The 24,577-nt window shown below is 37.1% G+C and carries 23 protein-coding genes and 1 pseudogene; 5 read left to right on the top strand and 19 right to left on the bottom strand.

What is annotated here, in order from left to right:
- The first annotated feature begins 49 nt into the window (after nt 1–49).
- Together E0E02_RS06680 and E0E02_RS06675 are read left to right on the top strand one after the other, a co-directional pair.
- Complete coding sequence (locus E0E02_RS06680) at nt 50–994, top strand: magnesium transporter CorA family protein (RefSeq protein ID WP_020917419.1); 945 nt, start codon at nt 50–52, stop codon at nt 992–994.
- Between the two features lie 488 nt (nt 995–1,482).
- The gene (locus E0E02_RS06675; protein WP_133018190.1) at nt 1,483–2,139 is read left to right on the top strand and encodes a DUF1129 family protein; all 657 of its coding nucleotides are present in this window, start codon (nt 1,483–1,485) and stop codon (nt 2,137–2,139) included.
- A gap of 44 nt (nt 2,140–2,183) precedes the next feature.
- Here the strand turns inward: E0E02_RS06675 and E0E02_RS06670 are convergent, their stop codons facing one another.
- The 12 genes from E0E02_RS06670 to E0E02_RS06615 all read right to left on the bottom strand — a co-directional run bounded on the left by E0E02_RS06670 (nt 2,184) and on the right by E0E02_RS06615 (nt 13,532).
- A complete protein-coding gene (locus E0E02_RS06670) occupies nt 2,184–2,630 on the bottom strand; it encodes a hypothetical protein (protein WP_133018189.1) in 447 nt (148 codons plus the stop codon).
- Nucleotides 2,614–2,838, bottom strand: coding sequence for a helix-turn-helix transcriptional regulator (locus tag E0E02_RS06665; protein ID WP_043895293.1), 225 nt, complete (start codon nt 2,836–2,838; stop codon nt 2,614–2,616). The genes E0E02_RS06670 and E0E02_RS06665 overlap by 17 nt, the downstream gene beginning before the upstream one ends.
- Nucleotide 2,839: 1 nt before the next feature.
- Entirely contained in the window at nt 2,840–3,364 is a 525-nt protein-coding gene (locus E0E02_RS06660) for a DUF2975 domain-containing protein (RefSeq protein ID WP_133018188.1), read from the bottom strand.
- Between the two features lie 149 nt (nt 3,365–3,513).
- A complete protein-coding gene (gene rpsR, locus E0E02_RS06655) occupies nt 3,514–3,753 on the bottom strand; it encodes a 30S ribosomal protein S18 (RefSeq protein ID WP_000068664.1) in 240 nt (79 codons plus the stop codon).
- Between the two features lie 60 nt (nt 3,754–3,813).
- Nucleotides 3,814–4,320, bottom strand: coding sequence for a single-stranded DNA-binding protein (locus E0E02_RS06650; protein ID WP_074560869.1), 507 nt, complete (start codon nt 4,318–4,320; stop codon nt 3,814–3,816).
- An 11-nt stretch (nt 4,321–4,331) separates the two neighbouring features.
- A complete protein-coding gene (rpsF, locus tag E0E02_RS06645) occupies nt 4,332–4,622 on the bottom strand; it encodes a 30S ribosomal protein S6 (RefSeq protein ID WP_006531977.1) in 291 nt (96 codons plus the stop codon).
- A 205-nt stretch (nt 4,623–4,827) separates the two neighbouring features.
- Nucleotides 4,828–4,992, bottom strand: a complete 165-nt coding sequence (locus tag E0E02_RS06640) for a hypothetical protein (protein ID WP_020917425.1) — start codon at nt 4,990–4,992, stop codon at nt 4,828–4,830.
- Between the two features lie 172 nt (nt 4,993–5,164).
- Nucleotides 5,165–6,067 carry a class C sortase gene (locus tag E0E02_RS06635; RefSeq protein ID WP_165937143.1) on the bottom strand — a complete coding sequence of 301 codons (903 nt, stop codon included), beginning with the start codon at nt 6,065–6,067 and terminating at the stop codon, nt 5,165–5,167.
- Between the two features lie 132 nt (nt 6,068–6,199).
- Nucleotides 6,200–7,627, bottom strand: a complete 1,428-nt coding sequence (locus E0E02_RS06630) for an isopeptide-forming domain-containing fimbrial protein (RefSeq protein ID WP_133018186.1) — start codon at nt 7,625–7,627, stop codon at nt 6,200–6,202.
- A gap of 62 nt (nt 7,628–7,689) precedes the next feature.
- Nucleotides 7,690–12,633, bottom strand: a complete 4,944-nt coding sequence (locus tag E0E02_RS06625) for an InlB B-repeat-containing protein (RefSeq protein ID WP_133018185.1) — start codon at nt 12,631–12,633, stop codon at nt 7,690–7,692.
- A gap of 58 nt (nt 12,634–12,691) precedes the next feature.
- Nucleotides 12,692–13,276, bottom strand: coding sequence for a signal peptidase I (gene lepB, locus E0E02_RS06620; RefSeq protein ID WP_074560873.1), 585 nt, complete (start codon nt 13,274–13,276; stop codon nt 12,692–12,694).
- On the bottom strand, nt 13,263–13,532 hold the full coding sequence (locus E0E02_RS06615) for a DNA repair protein (RefSeq protein ID WP_133018205.1): 270 nt from the start codon (nt 13,530–13,532) through the stop codon (nt 13,263–13,265). Before E0E02_RS06615 ends, lepB begins: the two co-directional genes overlap by 14 nt.
- A 1,178-nt stretch (nt 13,533–14,710) precedes the next feature.
- Between E0E02_RS06615 and mutY the strand changes: the two genes are divergently transcribed.
- From mutY to E0E02_RS06600, 3 genes are all read left to right on the top strand, one after another.
- On the top strand, nt 14,711–15,859 hold the full coding sequence (gene mutY / locus E0E02_RS06610) for an A/G-specific adenine glycosylase (protein ID WP_133018184.1): 1,149 nt from the start codon (nt 14,711–14,713) through the stop codon (nt 15,857–15,859).
- A gap of 242 nt (nt 15,860–16,101) precedes the next feature.
- Nucleotides 16,102–16,701, top strand: coding sequence for an NADPH-dependent FMN reductase (locus E0E02_RS06605; protein ID WP_074965011.1), 600 nt, complete (start codon nt 16,102–16,104; stop codon nt 16,699–16,701).
- Between the two features lie 10 nt (nt 16,702–16,711).
- Nucleotides 16,712–19,126 (top strand): flavocytochrome c, encoded by a 2,415-nt coding sequence (locus E0E02_RS06600; protein ID WP_133018183.1) that lies wholly within the window; start codon nt 16,712–16,714, stop codon nt 19,124–19,126.
- Between the two features lie 310 nt (nt 19,127–19,436).
- Here E0E02_RS06600 and E0E02_RS06595 read toward each other — a convergent pair whose 3' ends face one another.
- The 7 genes and pseudogenes from E0E02_RS06595 to E0E02_RS09450 form a co-directional block, all read right to left on the bottom strand.
- Nucleotides 19,437–19,865 (bottom strand): YjdF family protein, encoded by a 429-nt coding sequence (locus tag E0E02_RS06595; protein ID WP_133018182.1) that lies wholly within the window; start codon nt 19,863–19,865, stop codon nt 19,437–19,439.
- Nucleotides 19,866–20,012: 147 nt separating this feature from the next.
- Nucleotides 20,013–20,393 carry a hypothetical protein gene (locus tag E0E02_RS06590; RefSeq protein ID WP_133018181.1) on the bottom strand — a complete coding sequence of 127 codons (381 nt, stop codon included), beginning with the start codon at nt 20,391–20,393 and terminating at the stop codon, nt 20,013–20,015.
- Between the two features lie 72 nt (nt 20,394–20,465).
- Entirely contained in the window at nt 20,466–21,101 is a 636-nt protein-coding gene (locus tag E0E02_RS06585; protein ID WP_133018180.1) for a DUF421 domain-containing protein, read from the bottom strand.
- 3 nt (nt 21,102–21,104) lie between these two features.
- Nucleotides 21,105–21,554, bottom strand: a complete 450-nt coding sequence (locus tag E0E02_RS06580) for a DUF3290 domain-containing protein (RefSeq protein ID WP_021143111.1) — start codon at nt 21,552–21,554, stop codon at nt 21,105–21,107.
- A 107-nt stretch (nt 21,555–21,661) separates the two neighbouring features.
- Nucleotides 21,662–22,069, bottom strand: coding sequence for a hypothetical protein (locus E0E02_RS06575; RefSeq protein ID WP_133018179.1), 408 nt, complete (start codon nt 22,067–22,069; stop codon nt 21,662–21,664).
- Nucleotides 22,070–22,081: 12 nt separating this feature from the next.
- Nucleotides 22,082–22,492, bottom strand: a complete 411-nt coding sequence (locus E0E02_RS06570; RefSeq protein ID WP_133018178.1) for a hypothetical protein — start codon at nt 22,490–22,492, stop codon at nt 22,082–22,084.
- 1 nt (nt 22,493) lies between these two features.
- A pseudogene (locus E0E02_RS09450) lies at nt 22,494–24,577 on the bottom strand (hypothetical protein); the annotation flags it as partial.

Below are 24,577 nucleotides of genomic sequence, written 5' to 3'. Positions count from 1 at the left end.
CATAGTTTAATAGTTCTTGTATCTCATCGCAAAAGGAGGGGTTGTTTTTATGGAACAAATGTTTCTATCAACAGCGTTAGAGTTTAAAGAAATCAATACATTCGAGCCAGGAGCTTGGATTAATTTGGTTAACCCCTCCCAGGAAGAGTCTGTGAGTTTAGCCGAACAATTTAATATCGATATCACAGACCTTCGTGCGCCACTCGACCTTGAAGAAACATCACGTATTTCTGTCGAAGACGATTACACTTTGATTATCGTCGACGTCCCAACCTACGAAGAACGTAATAACAAAAGCTATTATGTGACAATTCCACTAGGTATCATCGTAACTGACAACGCTGTTATCACAACGTGTTTGCAAGAATTAACCTTATTTGATAACTTCTTCAATCGTCGTGTGAAAAACTTCTATACCTTCATGAAGACACGTTTTGTTTTCCAACTGCTTTATCGTAACGCAGAGCTATTCCTAACAGCCCTTCGTTCTATCGACCGTCAAAGTGACCGAATCGAAGCAGAATTGGAAAATGCCACACGTAATGAACAACTCATCGACATGATGGAGCTTGAAAAATCTATCGTCTACTTGAAAGCCTCACTGAAATTCAATGAACGTATCGTTAAAAAACTTTCGAGTAGTACCAGCTCTTTGAAAAAATACATCGAAGACGAAGACTTGCTTGAAGACACTTTGATTGAAACGCAACAGGCGATTGAGATGGCTGGCATTTACGAAAATGTCTTGAATGCCATGACTGAAACAACTGCTTCAATCATCAACAACAACCAGAATACCATCATGAAAACCTTGGCTTTGATGACCATGGCACTTGATATTCCAACGGTTATCTTCTCTGCCTACGGGATGAACTTCCAAAACAACTGGTTGCCATTAAATGGTCTACCACATGCCTTTTGGTACATCGTCTTCATCGCCGCTGCCATGAGCTTGTCTGTGGTATTCTACTTCTTCAGGAAAAAATGGTTTTAACCTGCCAATTTCTGTTGCGACTAAAGTCGCTAACAGAAATACGGAAGAATCTATCAGGATTCTTCCTAGGCAGCTTACTAATTCGTAAAGCAATTATTATCGAATTGCTTTACTCATGTCGTGATTTTGTTGGGGATTCCCTAACTCTCTTACTAGTTCGAAAAGTGATTAATGTCGAATCACTTTTCTCTCGTCGTAACAATCATCACCTACTTACGCGACTAAATAGCTATCAGGATTCTTACTAGGCATCTCACTAATTCGAGAATTGATTAGTATCGAATCAATTCTCTCATGTCGTAACAGTTTTGAGATATCCTAGACGGCTCACTAATTTGAGAATCGATTATTATCGAATCGCTTTTCTCTCGTTGTGACTTTATTGAAAATGAATTATAGGCATTTACTAGTTAGAAAAAGCAAAGGTTTTGTTTTCTCTAACTAATAACTGGCTTTATCTTATAAGACCTTATAATAGGAGAATATTTATGGATTTAACTAATCTTACTAAAAAGAACCAAGAATTTATTCACATTGCTACTAATCAATTGATTGAAGATGGTAAATCTGACGAAGAAATCCAAGCAATTTTGGAAGAAGTTTTACCAACAATCATTGAAAACCAGAAAAAAGGATTGACTGCTCGTGCCCTTCTTGGTGCACCAACAGTTTGGGCTGCTTCTTTCACTGAAAAAGCTTCCGATGCCAAAGCAAACCAAGAAAAGAAAAACGATAACCCTTGGTTAATGTGGTTAGATACATCACTTCTTTTCATCGGAATCGTTGCTCTTCTTAATGCACTTATGGGATTCTTCAATTCAGCAACAACTAGCTCTGGGCTTTTCTCACTTCTTGCCCTTGGTTTTGGTGGAGGTGCTGCTATGTATGCAACTTATCACTTCATTTATCGCTTCGCTGGTAAACCTAAGAGCGAACGCCCAGGTTGGAAAAAAACTTTCCTTGTACTTGGTTTAGCAATGCTTGGTTGGGTTCTCCTATACACAGCAACTGCATTCTTACCAGCCGCTCTTAACCCACAATTACCACCAATCGTCATGTTAATCATCGGTGCTGTGTCACTTGTCGGACGTTATTTCCTACAAAAGAAATACAACATCCTAAACGCAATGACACCACAACAATAAAAATAAATAACCTCACTAAGCATAAGGTTTAGTGAAGTTATTTATTATTTAGAACATAAACTTAATACAACGTCGTCTGACCAAGTTGAGGTCATTTTAATCTGATCAAGATTTTCAACCGTAATTTTTTTAGCTGAGAAATATGTTTTCTTGTGGTAACGAATATTGAAATCATCCTGACTGTCTTCTTTAACATCTGTTAATGATTTGTCATTCAATGAAAAATCAGTCTTCAGACCTTTTTTCAAATCTTCTTTTGTAAACATGATATACACTGTCCCAGAAAAGTGATTCTCTAAAGGTAAAACCTCGTCTTTATTTACCACCAAAATATCTTTAACATTTAGTTGTTCTTCTTCACTTTGATAAGTTTTACTACTTTCAGTTTTAATGGCACCAGCGGTATCATAAGTAGCTTCTGAGATAATGCCACAACCCGATAACAGTCCAAATAATAAAGTCACTCCCAAAATCTTAATTACTTTCATCATAATCTCTCCTATATTCTAAAATATCTCCCGGCTGACAATCCAACTCTCTACAAATACTCATCAAGGTATTAAATCTGACCCCTTTTGCCTTTCCAGTCTTCAGAATAGACAAATTTGCCTCAGTGATTCCTATTTTCTCAGCCAGCTCCTTAGAGGTAATATTTCTTGATTTTAACACCTTATCTAAATGTACTTTTATTTCTTCCATATCAAATAATCTCATCGTGGTCTTTTTGCAATTCATAACCACGTTTTAGTACAATAATAGCAATATCATTGATAATAATAAAGACAATATTCACAAGATAATCTTTTAAAGATAAATCAAATAAGCTACTTGCTTCTGCTATTTTAGAAAAATTAAATGAGATGTTAACAAGTAATTGAATACCTGTGAATAAAATCTGATAAAGAAGAACTTTAGAAAGCAAATTGATGTTTTCGGAGCAAAAATACTCTTCATCTTGAAAATTTATCAACAACTTATCCAAAGCTCGCATTATCCTAAATAGAAGATAAAAAATAATCATAGCCATTATTAAGACAACAATCGGAATCCAAGCAGAGACCTGAACTCTTTGATAACCATAATCCAAAGTAAATAGGCCACCATGATTTTGCCCAGCAAAAAACACTGCAAAGATACCAAATCCCATCAAAATCATACCTACAATCGATAGATAGCGTATTATTTTTACAACTTCTCTTCCAACTTTTAAAACAATCTTTTTCATAAGTCTCCCTCTAAATTATTGTTTTACAATAATCGCATTCTTGAAATTATTATAAAACAATAATTTTAACTTGTAAACTCAAAAAAGATTTTTTCCACACAAAAAAACGACCTCTTTCGAAGTCGTTTTTTTCTGATCACCGCAACGAATTAGTCTTCGTTTACGAATGGCATAAGAGCCATAACGCGAGCGCGTTTGATAGCTGTTGTTACTTTACGTTGGTTTTTAGCTGAAGTTCCAGTTACGCGACGTGGAAGAATTTTACCACGTTCTGAAACGAAACGGCTAAGAAGCTCAGTATCTTTGTAATCAACATATTCAATTTTGTTAGCTGCGATGTAATCAACTTTTTTACGGCGTTTGAATCCGCCACGACGTTGTTGAGCCATGTTTTATTCTCCTTTATATTATTGTTGTTTCAAGTCTAACACTTGAGGTGTCCATATCCATTAGAATGGAAGATCGTCATCTGAAATATCCATTGGGTTTGAATTACCAAATGGGCTTTCGTCACGACCGAAGTTAGGTGTTTGTTGTGAAGGTTGTGATGAGAAACCACCATTAGAAGCTCCACCAAATGATGAATTATTGTTAAATCCACCGTTGTAAGAACCACCTGATTGGCCTTCACGTGTAGCACGACTTTCCAAGATTTGGAAATTATCTGCAACGACCTCAGTTACGTAAACACGTTGGCCTTGTTGGTTTTCATAGTTACGAGTCTGGATACGACCAGTAACACCAACCAATGTGCCTTTTTTAGCCCAGTTAGCCAAGTTTTCAGCTTGCTGACGCCAAATCACACAGTTAATAAAATCTGCTTCGCGTTCACCATTTTGATTCTTGAAGTTACGGTTCACAGCAAGTGTAAATGTCGCAACTGCTTGATTAGATGGTGTGTAACGGAGTTCTGCATCGCGGGTCATGCGACCGACAAGTACTACATTATTAATCATAAAATACCTTCTTACGCGTCAAGTTTAACGATCATGTGACGAAGAATGTCACCGTTGATTTTTGAAAGACGGTCGAACTCGTTAAGAGCTACAGCATCTTCTGCTTCAACGTTAACAACGTGGTAAAGTCCTTCGCGGAAATCTTTGATTTCGTATGCAAGACGACGTTTTTCCCAGTCTTTTGATTCAACAACAGTTGCACCGTTGTCAGTCAAGATAGAGTCAAAGCGTGCTACCAAAGCGTTTTTAGCTTCTTCTTCAATGTTTGGACGAATAATGTAAAGAATTTCGTATTTAGCCATTGATATTTTTCCTCCTTTTGGTCTAATGACCCGTGACCGAAATCACGAGTAAGTGAGGTATACTCACAATAAACTATTATACTATAGCTTCAGAAATTGCGCAAGAGATATGCGGGAAAGAAAGTGTTTTTATCCTAAATTTTTTATCAATTTATATCCCCAAAATCTCCCAAAACAAAAAAGCAGGTGTGCTCTGCTTCTTTGTTTAAAAATCGCCTTTATTAGAAACGGCTAAGTTTGTCTCATAAATCTCCGTTGCAAAATCTAATTCTTTTCTAAAAGCATTTGCTTCTTCGCGACTTTCAAAAATCTTTTGTGCTTGAACGTACTGTTGACCACTGCGCCAATACATCTTCCTAACAACCCACATATCCTTACCTCGCTTTTCGCTAGTATAACTTCAATTATAGCATAAATTTTATGAATTGTTGCAAAATTAAGTCTTGTATTTAACTTTTAATATAAACTTCAAATTGACTTAACAAAAACTTTGTGAAAGCGTAACAAAAAAAGATGAGCTTATCGCTCATCTTCAATCTTTTTTAATCATCCTTAAAAAATCTTTTTAATTGATTAATGGTATCTTGGTAGTTTTTAGAGTTCATTTGTGGTCGTTTAAGTCCTTTTTGACTGAGGTATTGACCAACTCGGTCACCATGACGTTTGAGGTATCTGCTACTTGTTACAACAAAGATATAAATAACGATAACAAGACAGATTGGAATACCGATAAACGGTGCAATATAAAGTGCATTTAGCTGAAGGGCATCGGAAGTGGTCTTAGCTTCGCCATCAGCATTTGGAATGCGGTGTCCACGAACCAGTAGACGTTGAGTATTAACACCATATGGGGTACAAGTCACCAAGGTTAGGTAATCTTGATTTGGATCAATGGTCAAATCACTAAAATCAGTCGGCTCAACCACTCGAATCTGATCGACTTCATAAGTCAAGGTTTCATTTAAAACGTGAATGGTAAAGGTATCTCCTTCACGCAATTTATCTAAGTCAGAAAACAACTTAGCTGAAGGCAATCCACGGTGACCAGATAAGACACAGTGTGTGCCTTTTCCGCCAACTGGAAGAGATGTCCCCGCCAGATGTCCGATGGATGTCTGCAAAACCTTGTCGTCTGTTCCGTGATAAACACCTAATTTTATATTGATCTTAGGGATACTAATGTAACCCATGGCACCATCATGATTGAAGTTTAACTGAGATTCATAGTCTGCCTTTTGCGCATCATTCATATCCCAATTCATGCTAGTCAATCTCTTATTGTAATCTTTTGCCTGATTTAAAATCTTAGCGTATTCTTTATCAGACATTTTTGAGACGCTCTTAGCATAATTCATAATTCCTTTTGTCTGGTGAAAGGAATTCCAATAGTCACTCAATGAAGGGTAACTAACCAAGCCCAGCCCAATGAGAAAGACGAAGGGCATTATCAAAGATTTCCAATGTTGCTTTAACCACGCCACTGCTTTTTCTCCTTTCTGCTGGCAAATTTTCTCTAAAAAGAATCATCTTCGAAAATAGACTCGTGCTACTTTCGAAGATGTTCTAACGATTAATCATTAAAGATTTTTAACACGACGTTTTGCAACCATGTAAACGAAAGCAACTAGAATAGCTGAAGCACCGACAACATAGAGCATTTTAGTACCAAATGAACCAGTTGATGGCAATTCAGAACCTTTGTTGTTTGCAACATTTAAATTAGTACCTTCACCATTGATTGTAACAGATTTACGTTCAGTCAATTTATTGTAACCAGCAGGGGCTTTTGTTTCTTCAACTTGGAAAGTATCGCCATCCTTAAATCCTACAAGATATGGAGCACCAGCTGGGATGGTTTCAACAATAGAGGTACCAGCAGCAATTTCACTTGCAGTTGCAGGGCGGTAATATCCATCAGCGATTTTTACAAATTTGATTGGTTCAGTACTATTTGTATTTCTATAAACCTTAAATTCTGCGCCTGACAATAGAGCACCACTTACTCCGTCTACTTTACGGATACCAAATCCTAAAGTATTAACTTTCACTTCATTTGTAGGGATAGAACCAGAGTTATCACCATAGTTATAAGAGATTGTCGCAGTATTGCTTGCTTCACCTTTCATAGAATCAGTCTTAACTGCTCCTGTTGTTACAGTTGCAGAGTATGTAAGAGTTACTTCTGAAGGAGTTGAATAAAGTGAATTGTTACTGCTATCAACCCAAGGAAGTTCAACAGTTAATTTACCATCAGTACCCACATTTTTGACTGTTGGGCTTACTTCTGTACCATTTACTTTAACAACGACTGAACTTGCATCAATTGCTAAGTTAGTTGGTGTATCAACGATAGTGTATTTAGTGATTTGTTTACCTTGGTTGTTAATAACAACATAGTTAGTTGCGTTAAATGTAACTGTGTAATTTACAGTATCACCAATTGCAGCTGTTGTTTTATCTGCTGTTTTACCACCACCACTTGGAGTTGTTGGAGCAGATGTGTTTTTATCAACAACATTAGCATTTGGATTTGTACTATCAACTGTGATTGTTGCACCAAGTGAAGACTCGATGAAGTAGTAACCGTAAGTTAAACCAGTAAAACTTAATGTGTTTTCATTTGCAGTTGCTGAAGCTGTTGGAGTAGCTGAAGCACCTCCAACAAATGTCTTTGCCCAAGCTTTAAAATCATCACTTCCCACTACTGACTGAGTAGTCGTTGATTTTGCTGTGACGTTTCCAGCAGAGTCAACATCAAAGTAAGATGCAACATCTGCTGCTGTTTTACCGCTTGGTAACGTGTAGGCAATAGCACCATTATCACCTACTGTAGCATCAAAAAGTTTGTAAAGCTTATATGTTTTATCTACTTGAGCATTTTGGATTGTGATAGTGGCTGCTCCTCCCTGACCGCTATCAACAGTTTGGGCAGATACTTGACTTCCGGTGAAAAGAAGTGCAAGAGCTGCGAGGAGTAATGTCATCACATTTCTGATCTTTTTCATAGTGAACCTTCTTTCTAATTTTATCCTAAAAGTTTTAAAACGACATCATTTGGCATCACCTCCTAACCACTATCGTTAATAGCTTTTTTCCATCTATTAAAGATAGTAACTAGTACAGCGACAACCATTAATATAATACCTGCAATAATGAATTTCTTCGTTCCGATACCACCACTACTTGGTAATTCACTACCAGCTTGGTTAACAACTTGTAGACGATAATTGTAATTACCAATACCATTTATAATTCGTTTATTATCATCGGCAGCAACAACGTGACCGTCCTCATCACAAAGTTCTACGGTGTAAATAGAATTATCATATTCATCACGACTTTCAAGTACATTGAAGCAGACGTATTTATTAATAACTCTATAACCATCTGGAGCAGAATTTTGAGTGAGGCGATAACGTCCCGGAGTTAATCCGCCAATGTTAAATCCACCCGTAGATGTCACATCAAAACTATTAAACTCGTTACTGATATCTTCCCAAACACCAGCACCACGTTTTTCAAGTTTAAAGTTTCCACCTGAAAGAGCAGGTTCCCAACCACTTCCAGTCACTTGTAAATTAATTGTTGGAGTAACAATCAAGTGACCATGTGTAATGGAAATATTGTAGTTAACGGGGTTGGTATTAGCCATCAATGTGTAAGTAAAATAGTTATAACTTGTACCAGGATTTGTTTGACTACCAGTGAAGTTGTAAGATTGAACACCTTCACCTAAAATAAATCCTTCGGTATCAGTCATCGGACTTGGTGTGACGGTATGCGCTGTCAATGGTGTACCATCGTAAGTCTTCGTTGCTTCAGCAGATGTCAAAACAACATCACGCTTATAAATAGTAAGAGCACCATTTGACACTTGGAAGTGAACATCGAAGTTAGGATCTGTATTTGTGAACTTATTAGATATATTCAATAAGTAAGTACCTGCATCTTTTTGAGTAATAGATGACTCAGTACCATTAAATTGAATTTTATTTTCTGAATACAGACTTGTACTGATACGTGTCACTTCGTAGCCTACTGTTGAGTAGGTTCCATCATAGACTTTAGAAATCGTATCACCAGTAATGATAACTGAAACATACAATGGAATAACCGTTAAGGTACCAGGAGTATAGATGATATTGTAGTAATCATTTCGATTATTACCATCATCATCGGTAATGGTAACAGCTGTCGGTGTTGTACTACTTGTTCCAGCGTTAGTTTGTGAACCTGAGTAAGTCAATGAAGCTAACTTATCACCACTTTGAAGAGATTGACGATAGACATCTGACAAATCCGATAGACCACTACTCTTAAGAGCTTGACCATCATAAGATTTTTCTTTATCATGCGCTACGATATTAATATTTTTCTTATAATAAAGATTGATATCAATATTTTCACCACCTCTAAAGGTGTAAATATCTTTGACACTTGTTGGATTACTGTGATCAGTCACATCTTGTCCTGAATGATAAGTGTAACCTGAAATATCTAGATGATGGTCGAGAGTATTACAAGTACCACCTTCATGGAAAGTCTCTTCAACTGGTGCTTGACCAGGAATCGGATTACCATCCATATCAAGGTAGTGGAAAGTAATGTGTCCATCTGTTTTCTTACTATAGTAGAAAGTAATGACGTTGTTTGCCGCGTTAGAAGTCAATGTCAAACTTAACGTATCATCCAGTGGGTAATAATCACTACCAACATCTGGAGCAACTTCTTTAACACGAACCGTATCACCAGTAACTGTCTTAGTGACTGGATCTTTTAGTGCGGTCTCTGTACCTTCTAGTAAGTAACGAACGGTATAATTTACACTAAGTTGTTTTCTAGTATAGTAGAAAGTAATCACATTATTTTCATAACCAAGGGTTACTGATTTTTGGTTATTACCTGGACGGTAACCAGTGATAGCAAGAGCTGTTTCAGTAATGGTATCACCAAGTTGAAGAGCAGGACTTGTTATCACCTTATCTGGCGCTAACTTACTTTCGTTATTATCAGCATCAACATATTGAACAGTGTAAGTCAATGGATTTAATTTCCAGTGAGCTGTCAATACAGTATCTGATGTAATTGGCTTAGTCCAGTCAAATCGTTTACCGTTTTGGTCGAACCAACCATCAAAGGTATAGTGATTTCTAGTTGGATCTGCCGGAGCTTGCGCGGTAACATATTTTTCAACAGATTGTGTCGGTGGAGTTGCTCCTTCACCACCATTCAAATTAAATGACACATTGTAACGTGGAGCATTCCATTTAGCGTACAAGACCAAATTGTGGTTTGGCATTGTGTTGAAGGTATAAGGCGTTGTTAACACAGCATCCTCATACCAACCACCCCAAGTATAGTCACTATCAACACCAGCTGGTCGGCTAGGTTGGTAATTATACTCTGATGATGAAATATCAGCTTCAAATGGAATATTAAGTTTGTGACCTACCTCATCGTTACCATAATAGTAGTCAATTTGGAAACTATCACGGTCATAGTAGAAACGATAAATCCTATCCGATGTTGATGTTCCTTCATAATGAACACCATTTTGAGTAAAGCTTTGGTCCGTACGGTAAGTATAACCATAGATTTCCTTGGCAGTAAATGTACCAGAGTTAAAAATGAATGACTGACTATACTTATTAGACTTCACATAAGAACCATCCGGTTGTTGCAACCAGTACTCAGCCGTATAAGTATTACCTCGGTTGGTCCAAGTGGCTTTGAACGTTCTTGTTGTTCCTGAATTTGGTAAAAGCTCAGGCGTAACTTCTTGACGTTTGGTCTTATATTCATTTTCCCAAGAATCAAAGAAACGTTCTGTTGAAACCTGACCAAGATAGTTAAGCGAATATACTTCTCTTGGATTTGATGTTGAACTTGGCCATACACTTGACACATCTTGACCTAAAACAATATTTGTTAATCGATATTCAGTACCTTGATATGTATGTCCACCTATATCGATACGACCTAATGAGTATCCCCAACTAGTGAGGTTCAGGTCAAAAATAAAGGTGTAACGTTTCAAACTATAATAAACATTTAAAACAGATGAACCATCCGCTGCTATGACAACAGATGACGTGCTATTTGGTCCACCAGATGCATTTTCACGTTCATAACCTTTTGGAACAACAGATAGATTTGGAGCACTTGAAGCATTTACGGTTGTATCAACCGTACCAGTACGTACGATAGCACTATCGTAAACATAGTGTGTGGTATTTGTCGCGTTATCATAAACTTCTTTATAATAAGCTATTGTGTAAGGAACGCTATCTGCTTTCCATTTAGCGTATAAGGTCTTGTCACTATTAAGTGTGACATTTCCTGTGACCTTATTACCACTGAATTCTGGATTATCATACCAGCCATCAAAGGTGTAACCTTTTTTCTGTGGCACGTTACTTGTAATCGCAACAGACTCACCGTACAAACCTTCTGTTGGCTCGATATAATAACCACCGTTGGTATTGTAGCTAAGTTCAAAAGTCTTACGTGTGTAGTAAACGTATAGGTCTTGACCTTGAGCTTGGGTAAGAGTTACTGAATTTGTTCGTTCAAAATCAGCAAAATCATAAGTCAAAACTTGCGGTCTAATGGTTGAACCGATAACACCGTGAGCTTGAACAGTTTCAATTTCACTGTAGTTATCATTGTTCAAGTTTTTCAACATGTAGTGAACATTATAGGTAGCATCTGCTGCTACATATTCAACTCTAATAGTGATGTTTTGGTCAATGTTACCATCTGCCGCATCCTTAGCCGCTAAATCTGCTGCATTAGCAAATTCAACGATTGATTGGCTTGGATAGTAGACTTCATCTTGAGATACACTAGGATCATCACCTGGTCTTACAGAAGGCGGAGGTGTAACACGATATGGTGTATCTTTGGCTTCGACTTGGTGAACATCATTACCAAAGACCGTATCACTGTTAGTCGTATTATTGTGATAGAAATATTGGATTGTCGCATTGTAAATCTTAATTTCAGAGTAATCTGCAACAACTGTCATATCACTAGTAATTGTTGTATCCTCTGTAACAGTTGAATCATCAGCTTGGTTTTTCCATCTTGTAAAGCGATAACCTTCACGATAAACCGGCGTTGGGAAAACTGCAATCTTTCCACCATCGGTAACTTCAGCGGTTGTCATATCATGTTCAATGCCGCTGTTATCAGTGTACTTGAAGGTAACAGTGTGAGTAGTTACTGATCGTGGTGTATTTTTAGCTTGAAGTTTGGCATCGTCAGTTGCTTTGTCATCTTTAGGGTCGCTTGAAGTGACCAAAGCGTAAGCTGAGAATTTACTGTTTTCAAAGGAAACCGATGTAATCTTATGGTCAATTTCTTTGACGTCCTTTTGAGTGATGTTTTCTTGCGAACCATCGTCTGGGAAATGAATGACATCAAAGTTATCTTTAGCAGCCATAGCCTCGCTCGGTGTAATCGTCACCTTAACGTCAGCTTTTGGTTCAACCTTTTGACCATTTGATTCAAAAGAAATATCGTAGAGAAGAACACTTTCGATGTTCTTTCCTACTAGAGAATTTTGTACTTTTTCATAATTCGCTTGATAAGCAGCATCGTCATTTTTGATTTCCTTGACGGTCAATGTCGTATCCTTAGGCAACTGTGCCTTTTCATCAACATCAGCTTTAATCGTGTAATCTTGATTTTGTGCTGTCAAGGTTGTCGCTTGTGTGATCAAATCAGGCTCATCACTTGCTGCTTGTGTAGCACCGCTATTTGACGTATCAACTGAGGAACTTTCTGTTGCAGATCCTAACTGATTATCCTGTGGTGCCGGTAGTGATGGCGGCGACTGACTACTTTGTTCAACTTCTATACCAGGATCTTGCGAAGCAGTCTCATTATCAAGAGTGATAGCTGGTAAAATCAAAAGATAAGCTGTCACCAGAGCTACTATAACGGCAAGGAAAGTGGCGAGTTTTTTATGATTCTTGATTAAATCTTTTCGTCTAAAAAAATTTCTCATCGATTTTTCACTCTCCTTCCCTCCTAAAACATTAGTGAAAATATATCGACAATTACTTTTAATTTAGAGTACCAATATCTGATAAAGGCCAAATCCTAAAAATTAGTTTACCAACTAATTGTTCATCAGAAACTGTACCAACAGAAGTATTTCGTGAATCAATCGAAACGCTACGGTTATCTCCCAAAACGAAGATACGGTTTTCTGGAACTTGGTAAGGAAACTTAATGTTTGTCTCACCATAAGATTTGTGTTCAATATAAGGTTCTTTTATTTTTTTGCTATTGACATAAACCGTTCCATCCTTGGTGATGTTAACCCAATCACCCGATTCTGCAATAACTCGTTTTACCAAAATATTGTTGTTGTAATAAAAAGCGACGATGTCTCCTGTCCTAAAGTGATTACTTTTAACTGTCAAGACCACATCTCCACTATCTAGGGTTCCCTTCATAGATTTCCCATAAATCCTAAGGGTTGGAAGGTAAAGCATAGCTACCAAAATAGCAAAGGCAGCTACTACAATTAACATAAAAACCGTGCTTCTTATCTTCTCGGTAAAAAGTTTACGGTATTTCGCTTTTTTATATAACTCTTCAATCTCACTGGTTGTGGGAAGAGTAATTTCGTTATCCTTTTTCATACTCCGCTTCTCCATTCATTTGTTTGACATTCTTAAGGTACAAGTCTGCTGCTTTTTGGCTTTCTTCAAAAACCTTTGTCAAACTAAGGGAAGCTTCTGCGATAGAACCAGCGTTGGCTAGTTTTATCTCTTGATTTTCTAATTTTTCATTGGCTTTTGCCAATTCATCTCTTAATCGGTCGATTTCTTTACTCTGCGCTAGCATGATTTCATATAGTTCGATACGTTTTAATCTTCGAAAATTACTTCTACCCACATAAATCGCCTCGTTTCTACTTATTATAAAGCGTTTTCTATTAACTTTATTGTAATCTTTTTTTTTTTTTCTTTCAACGATTTTCTGTAGATTTTCTAAATTTTTTTCGTTGATTTTTCGATAATGGCAATTCTTTAATTTTAAAGCCATAAAAAAAAGAAGCTGAGCACTTTCGTCTCAGCTTCTCTAAAAAATTTTTTCGTATGTCATCTAACATACCATTCTCATAAGGAGTTAGGCTGTTAGATTATTATCTCCGTTTTTATAGCGATTTAAATTCATTTTCAGCATTGTACATATACCTCCATGAGTTTTTTAGTCACTACTTTTTTACATTGGTATCACTCCTTTAGCTATTTTATGCAACTAGCTAAAGTATCACCATTTTTATATCTTGCTACGTTCATAAGATACCTCCATTAATTGAAAATACTCACATAACAACGATAATAATCAAATTTTTTCTGTTTCTTTGATAGGGCGATTGACTCGTCGCCATATCTTTTTCGAGTCTCCATTTTTGTAACGGCCTACATTGATTGCTTTCACATCTATCACAACTTTCATTAAAAAATTAAAAGCTTTTTTCAAACATGGAAGCAATATGATTAGAAGCCCTTTCGATTACTACTGTTACTAGCAACAAGATCAACCGGTATTATTTCTTGCGCTAGCTATTTCTAATCGTTCACTTCCAATTAATATCTTCATCTAAAATGTGACATCACTCCTTCATTGACCTAAATTCAACTAGTTGTTAGTCTCCATTTTTGTAACGACCTACATTCATCATCAACATAAGACGTTCCTCCGATGTTTCTTTTGTTACAGTTTTTTGAGATTTGAGGTATAAATCTTTATGGCTAATCAAAGTGACTAATCACCATTTTTATAGCGTCCTAAGTTTAATTTCAACATAAGCGCCACCTCCATAACGTAAAGTTAACTGTGCCTACTTAACTCCGACTAGAGACTTTATCACCATTTTTATACCGGGCGACATGTGGTTTCATCATAAGAACTGTTACCTCCTTACTTCGTTTCTTTTGTCATCCTTCTTTACACTTTTATTATAATGTAACCGCTTACCTTTTGTCAAGAGATATGTGCTTTTTATTAAAAATTTTTTCCAAGAACTTTTATTACCCTTAAGATATGAACTTTGCTAAAATGGAAATATGATTAATTTAACTGATTATGGGATTGAGATGTGGGACGATGAAAAAATCGCTTCTTTTCGCCGTACCCTGCTCAATTGGTATGATAATGAAAAACGCGACCTACCTTGGCGCAGAACTAAGAACCCTTACTTTATCTGGATTTCTGAAATTATGCTGCAACAGACCCAGGTGGTGACGGTAATTCCTTATTATGAACGCTTTTTAGAATGGTTCCCAACGGTGGAGGATTTAGCTAATGCACCTGAGGATAAATTGCTAAAAGCTTGGGAAGGCCTTGGCTATTACTCTCGGGTGCGCAATATGCAAAAAGCTGCGCAAGAAATCATGGAAAAATTTGATGGTGTTTTTCCAGATAATCACAAGGATATTCTTTCTTTAAAAGGTATCGGCCCTTATACGGCTGGTGCTATTTCTAGTATTGCTTTTGGACTTGCTGAGCCTGCTGTCGATGGTAATGTTATGCGCGTGATGGCGCGCCTTTTTGAAGTCAATTATGATATTGGCGACCCCAAAAATCGCAAAATTTTCCAAGCGATTATGGAAATTTTGATTGACCCAGAGCGTCCTGGAGATTTCAACCAAGCACTGATGGATCTGGGGACTGATATCGAATCAGCCAAGAATCCTCGTCCAGATGAATCTCCGATTCGCTTTTTCAGTGCAGCTTATTTACACGGGACTTACGATAAATATCCGATTAAACTTCCTAAGAAAAAGCCCAAGCCGCTACAGCTTCAAGCTTTTGTCATTCGAAATAACGACGGAGATTTCCTTTTAGAAAAAAATCTTGATGGGCGCTTGCTTGGCGGCTTCTGGTCATTTCCAATCATTCAAACTGACTTCATCGGACAGCAACTAGATTTATTTAAAAAGGAGACAACTTTCCTTAAAACCGTCTCACAAAAAGCACTTTTTGAAAAGGATTACCAAGTCACTCCTGACTGGACTAAGCGAGAATTTAGCCTAGTCAAACACACCTTTAGTCATCAAAAATGGACTATCGAACTTCTTGAAGGCTTGGTGAATTCAAACAAAGTGACTACAGGTAAAGAACTCCGCTGGGTCTCACAAGACCAACTTCAAGACTACCCCATGGCTACACCTCAGAAGAAGATGCTGGCAGAGTATCTTAAAAAGATTGATTAAGACCAATTTAAGCAAAGCTTTCTACAATATAGCCATTCCTAATGATAATATCTCAAGATGAATCGTTCACAGATATTAAAAACGTATCCTCAAGTAAGAGCCCTGATGTTTCAGGGCTTTTTTTCTTGTCATACTATATTCTTAAAAAATGATACTTTCCTCTCCTATAACAAAAACGTTTTCAATTATTTTAAAAAAGGAGTATGATAAAGGTAATTATTTGTGTAAAAGGAGTAGACTATATGAAATTAGTTGCTATTGTTGGGACAAATTCAACTCGTTCAACAAACCGTAAGTTGTTAAAATTTATGGCAAAGCATTTTTCAGATAATGCTGACATTGAACTTCTTGAAATCAAAGATTTGCCAGCTTTCAACGAACCTGAAGACAAGCTAGCTCCTGCTAGTGTCGCAGCATTTTCTGAAAAAATCGCTAGCGCAGACGGGGTTATCATCGCTACACCTGAGTATGACCATACCATTCCAGCACCGCTATCTTCTGCTCTTGAATGGATTGCCTACACAAGTCGTGCGCTAATCAATAAACCAACCATGATTGTAGGAGCTTCTCTTGGAGCACTAGGAACCTCACGTGCACAAGCTCATCTTCGTCAAATCTTGGATGCCCCTGAATTGAAAGCCCGCATCATGCCTGGCACAGAATTTCTTCTTGGTCATTCCGAACAAGTGTTAGATGACAATTTTAATCTCAATAATCCTGAAAAAGTCGCTGAACTTGAAGATAATTTCAAGGAATTTCTAGCTTTTGTAGATATTACCAATCAAGTTGTCAGCAAAGCTAATACCGACCGTAAAAAAGCTTTTGCTTGGGAAAAAGACTAGGAGGTTTATTATGAAATTAGTTGCCATCGTTGGAACAAATGCCAAACACTCATACAACCGACTTCTACTCAAATACATGGCAAAACATTTTGCTAAAGAAGCAGATATTGAAATCTTGGAAATCACTGATGTACCAATGTTTAATGAAACTGATGACCAAACAGAGTCTGCTGTTATCCAAACTTTCAACACTAAAATCACTGAAGCTGATGGGGTTATCATCGCTACACCAGAACACAATCACACCATTCCATCAAGCCTAAATAGTCTTATCGAATGGTTATCATTTAACATTCATCCTTTGACAGGCAAGCCAATTATGATTGTAGGAGCTTCTTATGATGTTCAAGGCTCTTCACGCGCTCAACTTCATCTACGTCAAATTCTAGACGCCCCAGGAGTTAATGCTGTTGTCATGCCTGGTAGTGAATTTTTACTTGGGCGTGTCCAACATGCCTTTGATGAAAATGGCGACCTTAAAGACCAAGGAACCATTGATTTCTTAGAATCTTGCTTCTTCCGCTTTATTCGCTTTGCCAATATTGCTAATCAGCTTAACCAACCTGAAGACGTACGATTTGAACCCGGTACTTATCACGTCACTACTGTCGGTCACAACGGTGATTTACCAATGTCTGTGACTTTGTCAGAGGACCGCATTGAAGCTATTGATATTGATTCTTCTGGTGAAACTGGCGGTATTGCTGACGTGGTCTTCACACGTATTCCAGATGAAATCATCGAAGGACAAACCTTGAATGTCGATGCTATTTCTGGAGCTTCAGTCACTTCAAAAGGTGTCCTAAATGGAGTCGCGCGTGCGGTTCGTCAAGCTGGTGCCAATCCCGATGCCCTTCGTTCACGTCCAAAAGCACCATCAGCTCTAGACAAAGAAGATAAGACTTATGACACTGACCTTGTCATTGTCGGTGGGGGAGGTGCTGGTTTGACAGCAGCTGCTCGAGCCCTTCAAGCTGGTAAAAAAGTCATCCTCGTTGAAAAATTCCCAGCAGTCGGCGGAAACACAGTTCGTGCTGGTGGACCAATGAATGCTCCTGACCCTGCTTGGCAAAATACATTCCCTGCTAATCCTGGTGAAGCTCACAATTTGCAAGAACTTCATGACATTGATGAGTCAACTATTGACCCTGAATTCTTGCCAGATTTCCGTGCTCTTAAGACCGAAATTGAAGAATACCTCAAAGACCCAACTTACCTCTTTGACTCAAAACTTCTCTACCGTATCCAAACTTATCTTGGTGGTAAACGTAAAGACCTCAAAGGTCACGAAATTCACGGGAACTACGAACTCATCCGCGTCTTAACAGAACGTGCTCTTGAATCTGTTCGTTGGCTTGAAAATATCGGTGTTGAATTCTTACGTGATGAAGTAACTATGCCAGTTGGTGCTATTTGGCGTCGTGGTCATAAACCAAAAGTTCCGATGGGAGTTGCCTACATCGCTGTTTTGAAAGATTTCGTTTTGAAAAACGGAGGAATCATTCTAACAGATACCCAGGTTAAAGAACTCGTTGTAACTGATGGTGTCGTCACAGGTGTCAAAGGTAGCGGACGCAATGGACAAACCATTACCGTCAATGGTAAAGCTGTGATTTTGACAACAGGTGGATTTGCAGCCAATACTAAAATGCTACAAAAATACAACACTTACTGGTCAGAAATTGATGATAATATTGCCACTTCAAATACCCCTGCTGCAACTGGTGACGGTATCCTACTTGGTCAATCTGTCGGTGCAGACCTTGTTGGTATGGGCTTTAGCCAAATGATGCCAGTATCTGACCCAGTGACTGGCGCACTTTTCACAGGGCTTCAAGTACCTCCAGCAAACTTTATCATGGTCAACACCAAAGGTAAACGCTTCGTCGATGAATATGGTAGCCGTGACCAATTATCTCAAGCAGCTATTGATAACGGTGGTCTCTTCTATCTCATCGCCGATGAAAACATCAAAGAAACAGCCTACAACACTAGCCAAGATAAAATTGATGCCCAAGTTGAAGCAGGTACCCTCTTTAAGGCTGATACCTTGGAAGAATTGGCTGAGCAAATCAACATTGACCCTGCTACTTTGGTAGAAACAATCACCAATTACAATTCATACGTTGACGCTGGTCATGACCCTGAATTTGACAAAGGTGCCTTTGACCTCAAAGTCGAAAACGCACCATTCTACGCAACACCACGTAAACCAGCAACACACCACACGATGGGTGGTCTAAAAATTGATACTCACGCCCATGTCATCAACGAAGATGGCAAAATTATCAAAGGTCTCTTTGCTGCTGGTGAAGTTGCAGGTGGACTCCACGCAGGTAACCGACTCGGTGGTAACTCATTAACAGACATCTTCACATTTGGACGTATCGCAACTGATACAGCCATCGCTGAATATCTTGACTAAATAGTCAACACCAAGGAAAATGTTTAGAATTAATCTTCTAGGCATAAGAAAAGCACCCTATCCGCCAAGATAAAGGGTGCTTTTTTACGTTACTCACAATCTTTTAGCACCTTAGAAAAAGTTCCCAAATCCTCTTACATACAAAAAAATTCCAGATTTTAAATCTGGAATTTCTAGGAGATTCGCAACAGCCACTTTATGTCAACAGCTGCTACAACTATAAAAAAGAAAGTTTATTTAGGATTGACTATAGTATAGCCAGACTAGCTTAAGCCAACCTGAATTTTTTCTTATAGAAAGCTTAACTTCCTTAATGCCCCCGTTTTTTCTGATGACGCTTTTCTTGCTTAAGTGTGAACTTTCGCTCTTTTTCAAGTTCCCGTCTTAATTTTCGGTCAGACTGTTTCATCTTCTTAGCTTGTTCATGCATCTCCTGCATAGCAAGCTGAGCTTTCGTTGACACCACAGGCTTACACTTTGCCTTATTGATATCACGTTGCACCCGTTTTGGATTTCGTTTTTTCTGTGAAATAGCTGGCGCTGAAAACTCAGAGCTTACTTTGACCTTATCATACCTGCGCAGCCATTTTTCCAAAGAAACATCAATAAAGTTTAGAATATCATCATCCTTTGGTTCTTTACCAAACACGTAACGAAAAGCCTTGTAATGTTTCTTCGAATCCGTAAATTCAATCAAAGCCGACCAAAATGCCCCATCAAAATATACTGTCATTTTCATAACAGCCCCTCCTTAAAAAAATTGACAATGGACGACCTCGGAAGGGGAAGGTTACTGATACATGTTGTACTCACAGACTACCAACTGCGATGTGTTTTTATGTCAGCTTTAGTATAACAAATTTTAAAGAAGTTAACAGATTTTAACTTAAACCGCGAAAAATCCTGCTAGGTCAGCTGTTAGAACATTAGCTACTGCAAACTGATACTTTCCACGAAAATGCGCCAAATGTGTCATGGTTCTGATATTGTATTTCTTGGCAAATTTTTTGTAAGCAACATAATCAATATCTTTGGTATCAAGGCAATAAATCACTTGGTCAATTTGACTGAGTCTGTCTAAAGCATTTTGAGTATCAACATTATCAAGTCGACCAATCAACAAATAAAAGTCCTCTTTAGCTGCCATTTTACCCTTGACCTCATCAAGACTTATAAATTGAATATTATCAGCTGTTTCAGCTTTGGCATCCCCACAATGAAATAAAAAGGCTAGCAATAACAAGCCAAAAATCGTTACAAGTCGCATCTCTTTTCCTCCTACTTATTTATTCGAAAAAGAAAAGAAAAACCACCAGAAAATCTGGTGATTTTATCAATTTTATTTTTCTGAATAGGGAACCAGGTACAATTTTCCATTTAAGTATTCAGCTAAAAAGATTTCTCTAGGGTTATCAATATTTTGTTCCTTAAGTTTTTCTAGCAGCCACTCTTCATCCTGATTGATTAATTCTAAGACATCATAATTAATGCGACCATTGCTAATCAGTGGAAACTTCGGATTTTCCGAATTTTTATCTAGAATCGTTAGCTTGCCATTTGGCTCCATAATGGCACTCTTCACATCTTGAGTCGAATTCAAACCTTCCATTCTCAAATGGAGCATCAGCTGATCTGCTGTAACGCCTAGTTTTGCACAATTTTCCACATTCACTTTGCCGTCTTTAATCAAAATCACTGGATTTCCCACAACAACAGATTTAATGTATTTATTGTTAATCAAGAGTTTTACGATAATAACCACCAAAGACCAAATCAACAAAATAATAATAAACGTCAAAATGGAAATTGAGCTGTTATAAATCACACCACCGATGATACCACCAAGAACGAAGTTTTGAATTTGGTTAAGCGGAGTGTTAGCTGAAAATTCATATTTTCCGAGAACATTAATCTGTAAAATGGTCGCTAAAATTCCTAGAAAAAATTTAATGCTTATCAACACATACATATTCATCGGCTATTTTCCTCCATTAACGTAGACATTGTGGTCAATCACGTGCGTACGCTCAAGTGTGTAAGAATTATTGTCATCGTTAAGGTGTACCATGTAGTCTTCCTTATTGTAGCGGACAATAATTCCATCTTTTAAAGTCGTTGAATTAACCAAGACATCGTCAGTTTTTAAGTCATTATCTGTAGCCACACTTTTTACAAATTGCACAAGTGCCTGCGATTGTGAAAAATCGTGGTTATTTTGCATATAATCCTCAACCTGAACACCAAGTAAAATCAGCATCAACACTACAATACCAATACTAATATCACGAAGTCGCGTCTTAAGCCGATTATGCATGTAAAGAAGACTCGTCAACATAACAATAACAAGTAAAATAATCAGAATAACAGACCTAATCACAAGATTAGAAGACTGGTGCTGAATAATGTAATCTAAAGTGTAAAAATCCATAGCAAGCTCTCCTACAAACACTTTTTCGTCGCATCGTTTTCTTTTTATTATACTATTTCTAGCAACAAAAAACTCCCGAAAAATTTCGGGAGAAAAAATCTATTTTACTAAAGATTATCATAGTATTTTTTGAAAGCATCAAAATATTTATCAACACTTTCTACATTATCTAATCCCGCTCCCCAACGCAAACTAGAATCTCCTAAAATTTTATCTAATCCTTCTCCTCTTTTACCTGAGGTTAACTTTGCATTTCCCCCTTCTTTAGGTACAGCAATTCCAATAAAACCGTCTCCTCCTATACGAAACATCTGACTTGGACCACTATTAGCGACACCTACATCCACTCCCCATAGTTTAGGAAAGTCCACAGATAAGCGAAAGTCAAAACTTGTTGGATCCAAATCATCATAAGTGATTTTACGGATAATATAATCTTGACCGAAGTAACTATCAAGCATTTCAATTAAGACTTGATAACCCTTGCTCGTTCTAATTTCTTCTCGTATCTTCATCCCTATCACTCTCTAAAGATTATCATAGTATTTTTTGAAAGCATCAAAATAATACTTAACTTCTTCCAGATTATCTACACGACTCCCCCAACGTAACTTAGTATTTCCTAAAGTTTTTGCTAAGCCATCTCCTCTTTTACCAGAGGTTAATAGACTTATACCATTTTGTCTAGGAACCGCTATGCCAATAACACCGGTACCACCTATACGAAACATTTGCCGTGGACCGCTATTTCCAACACCAATATCTACTCCCTTTAGTTTGGGAAAGTCTACAGATAATTGAAAGTCGAAACTTGTTGGATCCAAATCATCATAAGTGATTTTACGGATAATATAATCCTGACCAAAATAACTATCAAGCATTGCAATTAAGACTTGATAACCTTTGCTCATTCTAATTTTTTCTCGTATCTCTAACATCTTATTTCACCATTTTAAACCTTCCATTTAATTCAACTAGATGATACCCATTATTTTGTAAATATTCAAATTCCTGGTGTCCATATTTATATTCAGGAATTGTCGTAGGATTTACCGTAAACTCAAATGTTTTCTCTTTAACAATCTGATTATCTAAAAATTTCTGATTAATTTTCCACATTTCATTGAACTGTTCTGAACTATCAACTCCAAGTTCTTGTAATTTATCCATAATGGCATCCCATCCTGCACTTCCCATCGTATAGAAGGTATTACCTGCTCGGTATGCCGTTTGGTCGTAAGAACTTGTACTGTTAGCAACATATGAACCGAGGGTAACAACGTTTGCTGCAGCATTAATCTCAGCCAATCTAGCTAACTGCTCAATAGACTCTTCCGTTAACATTCCATTTTCCACCACAACTGCTGCAGCAAATTCTTGTGCTGTACGGACTCCCATTTGTTCGGGTGTATAAATTGTATCATTTATATCAGATGTTGTCTCTGATTCATTGGTCTTTGGCGTATCCTTATTAACAGTAGCTTCTGAACTTGGTGATTGAGCTTGCACAGATACAGCTTCAGATGTTGTATAGCTAATAACTGCTGTACTTGGTGCTTTGACAAAAATCTCAACAACATCATTAACTAGAATTTCTGGAACAGGTATAGAGAAGATTCCTTTATCATCAGCTTTTCCTCCATATTCTATACCTCTATTTTTAACAGTAACATCTGAATTAGGCAATGCCTTTCCTTGGACAGTAACTCCTTTACCAACTGGTATTGGATCAACATTTGGTAGTGGAGTAACCACTTGTTTTGGAGTAATTGAATTTTTTATAAAATCACTAACACTGATATTCCCCGAAGCATCAATCATAAACATTGAAAAATCAATTTCATCCATGTAAGATGAATATTTAGAAGATTTTGTTTCATCATTGACACCATCAATAGCAATATTAGCCACACCATTAGCATCCCTTTTCACAGGAATACTTAATTTAAATCTTCCTGCTTCATCAGTAGAAATACTTTGTAGCTTTTCACCATTAAGATACGGAGTTATAGTTCCTTTCCATAGCATTTTACCTGAAATATTAAAGGTATTTGTTTCAGTATCAAAAGAAATATCGCTAAATGTAGGAGTTCCTGAGCGTGTTACACTAACTACAGGGAGTTTTTCCTTTAAAGAGATATTTGTTGAGGAAGTTGCTTTGATATTTCGACCATTATCAATACTAAATTCTAGTTTCTGAGTATCTTGATAAACAGTTGTTGAAGTATCCTTACCTGAAATACTAATTTTAATATTATTATCACCTTTCTCAAGAGGAACTGTGACAATTCTTTTCTTATTAGCTTCACAATCTACTGTTTGTACCTTTATACTATTTCTATAAACAGTAAACTGAGAAGCAATTGACATCGTTATCGGGATAGTTAATGAGTCATTTTTTTCATTGTAAACTACCTCATCAACCTTAGGGAAAGGAGTAAATTTTTTAATTTTTATAAAAACTCCATTCGCTAGTTTCACATTTTCACCACAAGCTACTTCTCCAGATTTCTGAACATGGAATGTAGGAGCACCCCAAAATCCCAAAAAAGAAGTATATTTAAATTTAGTTGTTGATTTTTGGACTGCATCTATCGATACTCTGTCATTTTCTACTTTTACTTTTATATCAAAATGACCATTACTATCTGTCTCTTCAGTTCTAATTTTTTGAAAGCCAATATAAATATCTAGCGTTGAAGCACTCGGCATATCTCCTATCAGATTTAATGTTTTTGTCTTAGAATCATAAGTAACCCTACTAAAAACTGGTGATGCTGTATACTTTTGTTCTTGTAATGTTTGTTTCAGTAATTTATTTGCTTGAGAATTTACAAAAATAGTCCCATCTGCTTGAACGGTAAATTTTGGATAACTCCAGAAAGTTGAAAGTAGAGGTTCTACATATTTAATTTTATTTGTAGAATTTTGGATAGCACGAATAGCAACAGAATTATTTTCAACGTTAACTTTAATATTAAAACTTCCATTGGCCGTGGTTTGTTCTGTCCGTATCTTTTTAT

The organism is Streptococcus sp. KCJ4932, assembly GCF_004352745.1.
GTDB classification, from domain to species: Bacteria; Bacillota; Bacilli; order Lactobacillales; family Streptococcaceae; genus Streptococcus; species Streptococcus ruminicola.
Note: the sequence above shows the minus strand (reverse complement) of the source record. Positions and strands in the feature narration are given on the sequence as shown.